We start from the raw sequence: 10,934 nt of genomic DNA, 5'->3' as shown, positions 1-10,934 counted from the left end.
GGGAAGTCGTAGGCCTTGCAGGACCTCGCTGGTCGGGTCCCGAGCGGTGTCGAGCTCGACGATCTTCGCGGCGCCGAGGCCGGTCGCGATAGTGGCGACGCCTTGCTGGGCGGTGTGGAGCTCGTCGGCGTTGATGTCGGGGAGCGGCTCACGTGGGTCCGAGCGGTAGACGGCCAACTGGTTGGCGGGCAGGTTGGCGAGCGTGGGTCCGTTGCCCGCCGACTGGTAGGCGGCGGTGACGGAGATGCTCACGGCAATGACGACGGCAAGGGTGACGGCGGCGAGGGCGGCGCCAGATCGGGCTCGATAGCGGGACAGGTCGCGGAGGGCGAGGCGGGCCGGGACGGGAGCGCGGCCGGCGCGGGATGCCAACGAGCCGATGGCGAGTGGTGCGAGGAGGAGCAGGCCCACGGTGGCGGTCAGGAGGCCGACCACGAGGAGGAGCCGGCCGTGATGGGAGCTGTCCCCCGGCGCGACCGAGGGATTGGCCAGGACCAAGCCGATGACCCCGGCGAACAGTAGGCCGCACCCCGCGGTCGCGAACCGATGGGCCGGTCGCGGGCGAGGCGGTCGGCCCGATAGGGCGGCCATCACCGACATGCGCGACAGTGATCGCGCAGGCCACCACGCGGCGACGACGGCGGTGGCGACGGCCAGGCAGACGGCGGCGGCGACCCCCCACCAGGGGAGGTCGAATCGATCGATGCGGTGGCCGACGACGGTCTCCATCGCGGGTGCGAGGGTGAGCCAGCCGCCCACGCCGACGAGCGTGCCGGCCAATGCGCCGGCCAGACCGACGGCGCCGCCGTTGGCCAACATGACGAGGCGGACGTGGCGCCGGTTGGCCCCCAGCGACGCGAGCATGCCAAGCGCTCGCAGGTGACGTTGGGCGACGACGGTGAACCCTGCCACCGCGACGAGACCGACGAAGAGCAGGCCCATGGTGGCGAGTGCCAAGACCGCCAGAGCGGCGGCCGCCGTGGAGGCGGCCGAGACGCCGTCGATCTCCAGCGGTGAGCCGCTCGGCGGGTTGACGCGGGGGAGCCGGTCGGGCGAACCGGGCACGACGACCGCGACGCTGGTCGGCGGATCGGCTCCGCCCGTGGTCGTCAGGGCGAACGCATCGTGGAGGTCTTGTGGGTTCTCGACCAGCCCGACGACCTGGAAGGACCGGTCTCCGTCGGCCCAGGTGTTGCCGACCTTCAGACCGAGGATGGCGGCCACCCGGCGGGTGATGGCCACTTCGCTCGTGTTGGACGGCAGCCGTCCGGCGAGGAGCCGGATGGTCGGGTGGGCGGGGCCGGTGTCCTGGGCCCGCAGATCGATGGTGGCGACCGAGCCGGGGATGGCCACCCGCTGGTGGTGGATGACTTGGCCGGCCCCGAAGGCGGCGGTGATGGCGGCGAGGTCGTCGTTCAGTCGGGGATCGTTGCCGGGGAGGCTGACGGTGGTGCTGGGGTTGGGTGGCGCGCTGGTAGCCAGGGCCAGCCCGCCGACGGTGGCAGCTACCGCGACGGTCACAAGAGCCAGAAGCAGCGCCTGCTGGCGCCACTCACGTCGGAACAGGCGTGCCGACCACCGAATGATGGCGCGACGTGCCGCGGCGCCACCGTTCCCCCGTCCCCCGTACGCGACGGGATCGGAGACCGAAGCCGTCATCGGGCCGGGTCGGAGACAAGCAGCGACTCCGGTGGCGGAGGCGGCGCGGTCTGATCGACCACCCGGCCGTCGCGCAGGAACATCACCCGGTCGGCCCACGACGCCAGCTGCGCGTCGTGGGTGACCACGACGCCGGCCACGCCGCGGTGACAAGCAGCGCGCACGAGCCGCATGACCGCCTCGGCGTTGACCGAGTCCAGAGCCCCGGACGGCTCGTCGGCGAGGAGGAGATGGCGATCGCCGACCACCGCCCGGGCGATGGCGACCCGCTGACGCTCCCCGCCGGAGAGCTCGTCGGGAAACCGGGTGGCCTGATCGGCCACGCCCAGCTGATCCAATGCGTCGCGCGCCATCTGCCGGGCCGACCTGAGCGGGCGGCCGTCGAGCTCGAGGGGCAGGGATACGTTCTCCTCCGCGGTCAGGCCGGCGAGCAGGTTGAAGTCCTGAAAGACGAAACCGATCGAACGGCGCCGGAGCCGAGCCCGGTCGTTCGCGGACATGGTCGACAGCAGCTGGCCGTCGATCACAACCTCGCCGGATGTGGCTTCTTCGAGACTGCCGGCGATCGTCAGCAGCGTGCTCTTGCCCGAGCCGCTCGGGCCCATCACCGCCACGAGCTCGCCCGCATCGACGGTCAGGCGCACTTCGCGCAGGGCGTGCACGTCGCTGGCGCCGTCGACGTAGCGCTTCGACACCTGCCGCAACTCCAAGGTTGTCATCGCCGTACCCCCACTCGTCTCGGCAGCTTCGGCAGCGGCGAGGCCGGGGCGGCCGGCGGCTCGGGCGCGGCGCGCTTGAGACGGCCGTCGGCGGTGTCAAGCCAGCGGATCACGCCGTCCAGTCGGAACAACTCCGCGTCCACAACCAGGGCCAGTGCCACGTCGTCTTCTGCGGCCAGGTCCTTGATCCGAGTCCACTGCTGCATCAGCTCCACCAGATGGCGACGGTGGACCTGGACCACCTCGCGCACGTCGACGCCAGGCAACCGGGCCGCGACAAGCACCTTGATCACCAGCTCATCGCGGGGTGGCGACGAGAGATCGGGCGGCGTCCGCAACCACTCCGCCAACTCCGCCTCGCCGTTGCTCGTGATCCGAAAGTTCCGCTGTGGGCCGTCTTCGGCCTCGCCTTCGGAAGACACGAAACCGTCGCGCTCCAGGCGTTGCAGCGTCGTGTAGACCTGCCCAACGTTGAGCGGCCACACCTCCCCGGTCCGGGCCTCGAACTCCTGTCGGAGCTGCAGGCCGTACTTTGGCCCTTCGCTCAACAACGCCAACAGCGCGTGACGTACGCTCATGAGGCTCCTACTTCTCAAGGTGAATACTGGGTATTCTACCTGGTCTTGCAAGCCACGTCAAGCGGCGCGGTACACGACATGAGCGCGGCAAGACGCGATCTCATCGTGGGAGGTCCGAACCTCGCGGCACAGGCTTTCAAGGCCGGGCTGGTTGACGAGTGCCACCTGTTCATCTGGCTCGTCGTCCTCGGTGGGGGCAAGCCGGCGCTGCCGACCGACACGCGCGCCGAGCTCGCGCTCCTCGACGAGCGCCGATTCAGCAACGGCGTCGTACATCTCCGCTACCGCACCCTGTAGGAATCTCGTCAGCGCGCGGTCAGTGGACACTCCTAGGAGTAGGCGTCTTCAGGGTCGACGAGCGGGTGCCAGGCCATGTCCCAATGCTCCTGACCCGCCACCCGCAGCACCCGCTCGGAGAACCGCCAGCCCTCGGGCGTCCGCACGACGACGTCGTGGTAGTAGCCCCACAGCCGCGGAGCTTCGCCATCGGTCATCTGGTGCCAGGCGTAAACCGATGTTCGCACCACAGCTCGATCGTTGCCCTCGAACTTCACGAGCACGTTGGCGTTGTGGTGGCTGGTGACGACGAAGCCGGGGCTGCCCTCGGTGCGGGCGCTGCCGAATACGGCACGCACGGGCAGCCGCATGCCCGGCCCGTAGTCGACGACGCAGTCCTGGGTGAAGAGGGCCACGACCTCGTCGGCACGCTTGTGGTCGACGAAGTAAGAGTAGCGATGGACGAGATCCACGATCTCGTCCTTGTCCAGCAGCCGCTGCAGCGCGGCGTCGCCGTCGTTCATGCCATTGCCTTCAACATCGGTGCTCCCCCATGATCCTCAGGCGCCTGTCTACACGAGCCGGCGCGTCGGCAAAGACCGGAACATGCCGGAACGGCAACGACGGGCACAGGGCGTGAAGATGAGATCAACCGGGCGTCGCGAGGTGGCGGAAGAGCGAGCGGTACTCCTGGGGCGACGTGCCGACGCGCCGGTGAAACGCCGCTCGAACTGACGCAGGCGCGCCGAGACCCGTGAGGCGACCGATCTTTTCGACCGGCTCCGCCGTCGTCTCCAGAAGCTCGCGCGCCCGGTCGAGGCGTGCATCAGTGAGCCACGCCATCGGAGCCACTCCCGTCTCCTCGCGGAACCGGCGCGTGAGTGTTCGCCGGGACATGTGCGCGCGCTGAGCGAGCATGTCGAGGTCGAGCGGAAGCGCGAGATTTTCCCGCATCCACTGGCGAAGCGAATCAAGCTCGTTGCCGTTCTCTTCGGACCGCACCAGCCGATCGACGTACTGGGCTTGTCCGCTATGGCGCTGTGGTGGTGCGACCAAGTAGCGGGCGCGTGTGTTGGCCGCGGCCGCGCCGTGGTCACGGCGGATCAGATGGAGGCACAAATCGATGCCAGTTGTGACACCGGCGGACGTGAGGAGGTCGCCGTCGTCGACGAAGAGGCGGTTCGGCAACACCTCGATCTCGGGGAAGCGGCGCTGCAGCTCGTCGGCCCATCGCCAATGCGTCGTCGCGCGACGTCCGTCGAGGACGCCGGCCAAGGCGAGGGCGAAAGCGCCCGTGCAAATCGACACCAGGCGGACGCCTTTCGCGTGTGCCGTGCGCAGTGCGTCGAGCGCAGCTGTCGTGACGACGGCATCGACGTCCTGGTACCCCGGGACGATCACCGTCTCGGCGCGTTCGACCCCTTCGAGGCCGGCCGCTGTCGTGATCGTGAACCCCGAGCCGGGAACCGTCCGGGCTTCCGCGCACACCGCCAGGTCGTAGTGAGGGTCGCGGGCGAAGATCTGCGTGGCTGCTCCGAACTCGAGCGGGAGGACACCGGGCAGTACGAGGACAGCGACCCGATGCCGCCGCGGAGGGCTCATGGCCCGATAGTAGCGATATATGGCGCTCGGGCCACTGTTGAACGATCGCGAATCTCCCTACGGTCGAACCGTGAACGACATCCTCATCCTTCCGACGGGGCCGCTGGCCGAGGCAAGCCTTGCGCTCGCCCAATCGTCGGAGAGCCGGCCGATCGTCGACCACAGCATCCGCAGCTTCTTGCTCGCCCGCTTGCTCGCCGACCATGAGGGCTGTCTGAACGATGTGGCGTACGACGAGGACCTGCTCTTCGCGGCCACCGTGATGCACGACCTCGGACTCGGTGAGTACGCGCAGGGTCAGGCTCGCTTCGAGGTGGAGGGCGCCGATCTCGCCGCCGGTGTGCTGAGGAATCAAGGTGTCGCGGAAGCCGACGTTGACAAGGTCTGGGAGGCGATCGCACTGCACGCATGCATCGGCATCGCCGACCGACGCGGCCTGCTGACCTACCTCACCCACAGGGGCGTCTTCATGGACATCGGTCGAACCGAGGATCCGGTCGCGAGCCAGCTGCGCCAGGAGGTGTTCAACGCGTATCCGCGACCCGCTGGAGATCGCTCCATCGCAGACGCGATCGTCAAGCACGCGGCTCGGTCCGAGGCGGCCGCGCCTCACGGGTCACTCGCCGCCGAACTCCTTCGCGAGCATCGCGAAGCGGGCGGCGTCGTCTGACCCCTCGCGGCGGAGTGCGATTCTTCAAGGACGAACAGGCCCGTGGGCCCGGCTCATCTGGTCGTGGTGTGATTCGCAATGAGCATCGAGAGCGCGCGGAGATCTGCGGCAATGACTGGCACCGGAACCAAGGCGGCAACCACCGCGCCTCGCGTGCCGACCGACCGCGCGCCGGACACGGCCGCTGCGACGTCGAGCAAATCGCTCAGCAGCCCGACAGTGATCCATCGTCTCAGGTCACCGTCGTTGTCGGATCGGAGCGCTGCAACCGAGCCGACGCCCACGACGAAGTCCCGAATTCCAACGGTCCGAGTCATCAGCACCAACGGCCCGGAAGGATCGCCAGCAGCCTGCATCTTCAGTACCGACCTCGGAGCGATGGTGAGTGTGACGCCCACCGCCAGGCGGAGGAAGGCGAGGCCGCCCGCCACCGAGCGACCCGACGTCAAGCGAGACACGCCGCGGACGTTACTGACGCCGGCCGAGGTGCGCCTTGGGTACACGCACCACCACCGTTCTGTTACGCAACTGGCTATCGTGTCGCTCATGACCAGGACCAGCACGGCAGATTGGCCCTGCACGATCGCCCGCAGCGTCGATCTCTTCGGCGAAGGCTGGACCTTGCTGATCATGCGCCAGGCATTCTTTGGGACGCGCCGGTTCGAAGACTTCCAGAAGGAGCTCGGCATCAGCCGAAACATCTTGACGTTGCGACTCAACCGGTTGGTCGAGGACGGCCTCTTCGAACAGGTCGAGTATCAGCAGCGGCCGGTGCGCTTCGAGTACCGGCTGACCGAGAAGGGCCGTGACGTCTTCCCGATCGTCGCGGCGATGGCGGCCTACGGCGACAAATGGCTCGTCGGCGACGAAGGCACGCCGCTGATCCTTTATCACACGGATTGCGACCGTGACATGCACGCGGTCGTGACGTGCAGCGAGTGTGCCGAACCGCTCACCCTGCGCAAGGTGAAGGGTCGGAGAGGGCCGGGGTATCCGGCGGCCGGCGCGTGAGATACGAGGACGGGCCGACCGTCGAAGTAGAGGTGCTCATCGACGCACCCATCGAGACGGTGTGGGCGCTGGTGACCGACATCAACCTGCCATCCCGGTTCTCCGACGAGTTCCGAGGCGCCACCTGATTGGACGACGACCACGATGTCGGCGCACGGTTCGTCGGCCGCAACTGGCACAAGGCAATGGGTGAGTGGGAGACGGTATCGATCGTGAACCGTTACCAGCCGATGCGTGCCTTCGGCTGGTCTGTCACCGACGCGGAGCACCCGTCGTCGAGTTGGTGGTTCGAGTTGGAGCGGACCGACGACGGTGTGCAGCTCCGTCAAGGCACCCGCATGGGTCCGGCTCCGTCGGGTCTCAACATCGCCATCGCCGCCATGCCGGAGAAGGAGGAGCGGATCATTGCTCGCCGGCTCGAAGAGTTCGAAGTCAACATGAAGGCAACCCTCGACGGGATCAAGCGACTTGCGGAGCAGACGTCTTGACGCTGCGCATCGGCATCGCCTCGACGCCCTACGACGCGAACACCGTCGAGTTTGTGCTCCAAGCGGAGAAACTCGGCGTGGACTCGGTGTGGGTGCCGGAGTTCTGGGCCGGTGACGCCCTCACGCCCCTCGCGTACCTTGCCGCGCGAACGTCGACGATCCGGCTTGCCACCGGCATCGTCCAGCTCGGTGCCCGTACCCCGGCGATGTTGGCAATGTCCGCGCTCTCGATGCAGGCGCTCTCGGGTGGGCGGTTCCTGCTCGGCATCGGTACCAGTGGCCCACAGGTGATGGAGGGCTGGCACGGGGTGCGGTTCGACAAGCCGGTCCGCCGCACGCGCGAGACGATCGAGATCATTCGACGGGTCACGGCGGGCGAGCGACTCGAGTACCACGGCGACGTGTACGACCTCCCCCTTCCCGACAGCGAGGGCCACAGCATCCGGTCCCTGATGCCGCCAACGCACGTACCGATCTACGTCGCCTCGCTCGGACCGGCCAACTTGCGGCTCACAGGCGCGCTTGCCGACGGCTGGATCGGCAACTCGTTCTTCCCCGAGAGCGCGGACGTCTTCTTCGCGCCGATCCGGGAGGCCGCCGCGAAAGCCGGACGAGATGCTGACGCACTCGACTTGACCGTTGCGGTCGGACTCGAGTTCACCGACGACGTCGAGGCCGCCGGCCGCCGGCACGCCGACGGCTATGCGTTCACGTTCGGCGCGATGGGATCGGCGACGACGAACTTCTACAGCCGCGCGTTCGAACGCCAGGGCTACGGCGATGACGTGCGAGAGGTGCACGCCTCTGGCTCGCTGGCGACAAGGACGCGGCTCGGCGACGCGTTCCCCTTGCGATCGGCCTCGGCACGAACCTGATCGGCCCGGACGACCTCATCCGTGACCCTCTACGCCTCTACGCCGGCGCCGGAGTCATTGTCCTTCGTGTTGGTGTTCACAGCGATGCCGCCCTGGGCCTCGACGGTCAGCTCGCTGACCTGGCCCGCCTCCTCGATCTCGTCGCAGAGGTCAACGGGGCGAGGTGAGCAGGCGCTCGCGTTCTCGCCCACACCTTCATGACCGACCGCGAACGGGAAGGCAATGGGCGTGAAGCCGGCGATGATCGCTCGGTCGAGATCACACGTCGTGGAAGCAACGAGACGCACGATGACGTCGTCGTCGGCGGTTATCCGGGCGGTCACACCTTCCACCCATTCGAGACGACCGAAGGCGATGACCTCGAGGCGGCGCAAGGCGGGCTCCTTGTTGGTCGCGTCACACCGCGGACCATGGACAACCCCGTTCTCGACGTGTGCGAGTCCGGCGTTGCCCGTAGGCTCCCCGCCGGTGTCGGACTACGACGCGATCGTCATCGGCGCCGGGCACAACGGGCTCACCGCCGCCTTCGTCATGGCCCGGGGCGGCATGCGGGTGCTGTGCCTCGAGAAGAACCACTTCATCGGCGGCATGGCGTCCAACACGGAGCTGATCCGCGGCTACCGGTTCGAACTGGCGGGTTCGATCCAGTTCCCGATCCCCGACCAGATCTTCGAGGACCTGGATCTGGCGTCGTGCCCGATCTACGAGCCGGAGGTCATGTCCGCCAGCCTGGGTGCCGCCGGCGAACCCCCACTGCTTCTCTACACCGACCCCGAGAAGCTGCTGCCGCACCTGACCGAGACGATCGGCCTCGAGGGCGCCTTGGGCATGGCCGAGATCGCGGCGTGGGCCGAGGCGCCGGCGCGGGCCATCGGGCGGTTCGACGTGCGTCAGCCGCCGAAGTCCCTCGACGACATGTGGGCGTCCGCCGCCAACGAGGCCGAACGGGAGGCCATCAGGACGGCGCTGTTCGGCAGTGTGATGGACGTCGTCGACCGCTTCCTTCCCGACAAGGCGCGCCACGCCCAGGTGCGCAGCATGCTGGCGTTCCTCGCCGTCAACTCCACGTATCGCGGCCCCTACACGCCCGGCAGCGCCATGTGCCTCGCCTTCGCGCTGGCCTCACCCAACGGGTCGACGATGTCGAAGGTCGAGGGCGGGATCGGCACGATTTCCGAGCACATCCTGGCTTCGCTTGAGAAGCACGGCGGTGAGCTTCGCCGCCACGTGAAGGTGGCCAACATCGTCGTGGCCGACGGTCGCGTCGAGGGCGTGGCCCTCGCCGACGGCGACGTGATCACCGCGCCCGTCGTCGTCTCGAACCTCGATCCCACCGCGACCTTCACCCAACTCCTCGACCGCGACGACCTCCCGCCCGAGTTCGCCCGCCGCGTCGACGCCATCGACCACCGGGCGGCCTATTACCAGGTCCACTTCGCCCTCAACGGCCTTCCCGAGTACAGGAGCCCGTACGAGATCCTGAATGAAGGCGACGTCGCCCACAACGTCACCTTCTTCGGGACGGCGGAGGAGATGCAACGCGACTACGAAGGCTGTCTGGCGGGCGTGGTTCCCGCGGCGCCGTCCTTCAATGTCCAGATCCCGTCGCGGCGGGATCCGCGCCTGGCACCGCCCGAGAAACACGCGGCGAGCACGTTCGCCTTCTACTTCCCGATCGGCGCCACCCGGGCCGAGCAGACGAAGCTGAGCGAGGAGATGGCGGATCGCATCGTGGCCAAGATCACCGCCGCTGCGCCCAACTTCCCCGACCTCATCGACCGTCAGCTCAACTATCCCGCCTACACCTACGAGCTCATGTTCGGCTGCACCGGGGGCGACTTCACCCACGGCCTGCTGCAGCCGGAGTTCATGGGCCCGTTCAGGCCCGGGCCGCGGGGATGGGCCGACCAGCCGATCCCGATCGAGGGCCTCTACCTCTGCGGCGCAGGCTGTCACGGCGGCCCCGGCGTCACGTTCATTCCCGGGTACAACTGCGGCTACGCGGTGCTCGACACGGCGGGCGACATAGCGCGGCTGTAACGGATCTGTCGTTCGACGAACGCCAGATACCACGCCATGGAGAAGGCGAAGCTGGTGAACAGGCTCATCACGAAGAAGATCCACGGCGCCTCGATCCCCCGACGCCGGCCGTCGCTGATCGTCCACAGCGGGAGCAGGACGACGTTCGCGATGATGTAGTCCTGGGCCGCCGAGTCGGACGCCCAGTTGGTGAACAGGTCCTTGGTGTAGTTGACGTAGTTGGCGTCGTGGCCGGCAGCGTGCGTGTAGCGGACGTTGAAGTACCAGCCGAGGATCAACGACACGACGCCGAAGAGGTAGAACGCCGCCTCCAGGGGCGTGACGCGGCCGACGGCGTCTCCCGTGAACAGGTGGCGGTTCCAGTAGACGGCCAGCGCGGTCGTGATGATCCCTAGGGTCCCGAAGAACAGCAGTGACGCGGTCATGCCCGATCTTGTCCGAGAAGCACCGGCGCAGTCACGGCCGGGAAGTAGTGACCGATGGCTGAGTTCTTCCCCTACGCCGTCGACGCCCGCCGGTTGTTGAACGCCTCGTTCGGCCCGTTGGAGACGTGGCCGCTGGTCAGCAGCTCGGGACGGTTACCGCTCCCGGACGGTGTAGGTCAGGTGCGTCACCCTTGGGGAGGGCTCCGCCCTGACCGGCTCCAGGGCCACGCGGCCCGCGTCCACGCCCTCGAACAGGCGGATTCCGGAGCCGAACAGCACGGGTGACAGCGCGATCGAGAACTCGTCGATCAGGCCCGCGTTCACGTACTCCAGGATCGTCGCGCCGCCGCCCGCGATGCGGACGTCCCGGTGGCGGGCGGCCTCGCGGGCCTGGTCGAGCGCGTGCTCGATGCCGTCGTTGACGAAGTGGAAGGTGGTTCCCCCCGGCCGCTCCCAGGGGTCACGCTTCTCGTGCGTCACGACGAAGACCGGCGTGTGGAACGGCGCCTCCTCGGGCCATGCCTGCTCGCCGGCGTCGAACATGCGCTTGCCCATCACGCTCGCGCCGGTGCGCTCGAACGTCTCCCGCAC

General features: G+C 68.1%; 12 protein-coding genes and 2 pseudogenes. 6 read left to right on the top strand and 8 right to left on the bottom strand.

The genetic code is table 11. The features are described from left to right. The 3 genes from E6G06_18690 to E6G06_18680 all read right to left on the bottom strand — a co-directional run. Positions 1-1,659, bottom strand: a 1,659-nt coding sequence (locus E6G06_18690) for an FtsX-like permease family protein (GenBank protein ID TML87163.1), incomplete at its 3' end; no start/stop codon positions are given. Next, positions 1,656-2,378, bottom strand: a complete 723-nt coding sequence (locus tag E6G06_18685) for an ABC transporter ATP-binding protein (protein ID TML87162.1) — start codon at positions 2,376-2,378, stop codon at positions 1,656-1,658. The genes E6G06_18690 and E6G06_18685, both read right to left, overlap by 4 nt. Further along, positions 2,375-2,956 carry a PadR family transcriptional regulator gene (locus tag E6G06_18680; protein TML87161.1) on the bottom strand — a complete coding sequence of 194 codons (582 nt, stop codon included), beginning with the start codon at positions 2,954-2,956 and terminating at the stop codon, positions 2,375-2,377. Before E6G06_18680 ends, E6G06_18685 begins: the two co-directional genes overlap by 4 nt. 78 nt (positions 2,957-3,034) lie before the next feature. Here E6G06_18680 and E6G06_18675 point away from each other — a divergent pair, with 78 nt between their 5' ends. After that, a complete protein-coding gene (locus E6G06_18675) occupies positions 3,035-3,253 on the top strand; it encodes a hypothetical protein (GenBank protein TML87160.1) in 219 nt (72 codons plus the stop codon). Positions 3,254-3,285: 32 nt separating this feature from the next. On the opposite strand, the gene E6G06_18670 is transcribed toward E6G06_18675, so the two are convergent. Together E6G06_18670 and E6G06_18665 are read right to left on the bottom strand one after the other, a co-directional pair. Then, positions 3,286-3,756, bottom strand: coding sequence for a nuclear transport factor 2 family protein (locus E6G06_18670; GenBank protein ID TML87159.1), 471 nt, complete (start codon positions 3,754-3,756; stop codon positions 3,286-3,288). A 124-nt stretch (positions 3,757-3,880) separates the two neighbouring features. Next, entirely contained in the window at positions 3,881-4,834 is a 954-nt protein-coding gene (locus tag E6G06_18665) for a helix-turn-helix domain-containing protein (protein TML87158.1), read from the bottom strand. Positions 4,835-4,853: 19 nt separating this feature from the next. Between E6G06_18665 and E6G06_18660 the strand changes: the two genes are divergently transcribed. Beyond that, positions 4,854-5,504, top strand: a complete 651-nt coding sequence (locus tag E6G06_18660) for an HD domain-containing protein (GenBank protein ID TML87157.1) — start codon at positions 4,854-4,856, stop codon at positions 5,502-5,504. A gap of 53 nt (positions 5,505-5,557) precedes the next feature. On the opposite strand, the gene E6G06_18655 is transcribed toward E6G06_18660, so the two are convergent. Continuing rightward, complete coding sequence (locus E6G06_18655) at positions 5,558-5,935, bottom strand: hypothetical protein (GenBank protein ID TML87156.1); 378 nt, start codon at positions 5,933-5,935, stop codon at positions 5,558-5,560. A gap of 115 nt (positions 5,936-6,050) precedes the next feature. Here E6G06_18655 and E6G06_18650 point away from each other — a divergent pair, with 115 nt between their 5' ends. The 4 genes and pseudogenes from E6G06_18650 (at position 6,051) to E6G06_18635 (ending at position 9,918) form a co-directional block, all read left to right on the top strand. Continuing rightward, complete coding sequence (locus E6G06_18650) at positions 6,051-6,515, top strand: helix-turn-helix transcriptional regulator (GenBank protein TML87199.1); 465 nt, start codon at positions 6,051-6,053, stop codon at positions 6,513-6,515. Continuing rightward, positions 6,512-7,003, top strand: a pseudogene (locus E6G06_18645) (SRPBCC family protein). Before E6G06_18650 ends, E6G06_18645 begins: the two are co-directional and overlap by 4 nt. 2 nt (positions 7,004-7,005) lie before the next feature. After that, positions 7,006-8,045 (top strand): annotated as a pseudogene (locus tag E6G06_18640) (LLM class flavin-dependent oxidoreductase). A 301-nt stretch (positions 8,046-8,346) separates the two neighbouring features. Further along, entirely contained in the window at positions 8,347-9,918 is a 1,572-nt protein-coding gene (locus E6G06_18635) for an NAD(P)/FAD-dependent oxidoreductase (GenBank protein TML87155.1), read from the top strand. Here the strand turns inward: E6G06_18635 and E6G06_18630 are convergent. Continuing rightward, on the bottom strand, positions 9,876-10,343 hold the full coding sequence (locus tag E6G06_18630) for a DUF2834 domain-containing protein (GenBank protein TML87154.1): 468 nt from the start codon (positions 10,341-10,343) through the stop codon (positions 9,876-9,878). The genes E6G06_18635 and E6G06_18630 overlap by 43 nt on opposite strands. 153 nt (positions 10,344-10,496) lie before the next feature. Continuing rightward, on the bottom strand, positions 10,497-10,934 hold a 438-nt coding region (locus E6G06_18625; GenBank protein TML87153.1), incomplete at its 5' end, for a dihydrofolate reductase.

This window comes from Actinomycetota bacterium (assembly GCA_005888325.1).
In the GTDB taxonomy this organism is placed as follows: domain Bacteria; phylum Actinomycetota; class Acidimicrobiia; order Acidimicrobiales; family AC-14; genus AC-14.
This window is presented reverse-complemented; position numbering and strand designations above follow the sequence as displayed.

Bases quoted from the DNA above. Each gene is read 5' to 3' on its own strand.
- E6G06_18685 (TML87162.1), bottom strand. From the start codon at position 2,378: ATGACAACCTTGGAGTTGCGGCAGGTGTCGAAGCGCTACGTCGACGGC.
- E6G06_18680 (TML87161.1), bottom strand. From the start codon at position 2,956: ATGAGCGTACGTCACGCGCTGTTGGCGTTGTTGAGCGAAGGGCCAAAG.
- E6G06_18675 (TML87160.1), top strand. From the start codon at position 3,035: ATGAGCGCGGCAAGACGCGATCTCATCGTGGGAGGTCCGAACCTCGCG.
- E6G06_18670 (TML87159.1), bottom strand. From the start codon at position 3,756: ATGAACGACGGCGACGCCGCGCTGCAGCGGCTGCTGGACAAGGACGAG.
- E6G06_18665 (TML87158.1), bottom strand. From the start codon at position 4,834: ATGAGCCCTCCGCGGCGGCATCGGGTCGCTGTCCTCGTACTGCCCGGT.
- E6G06_18660 (TML87157.1), top strand. From the start codon at position 4,854: ATGGCGCTCGGGCCACTGTTGAACGATCGCGAATCTCCCTACGGTCGA.
- E6G06_18650 (TML87199.1), top strand. From the start codon at position 6,051: ATGACCAGGACCAGCACGGCAGATTGGCCCTGCACGATCGCCCGCAGC.
- E6G06_18630 (TML87154.1), bottom strand. From the start codon at position 10,343: ATGACCGCGTCACTGCTGTTCTTCGGGACCCTAGGGATCATCACGACC.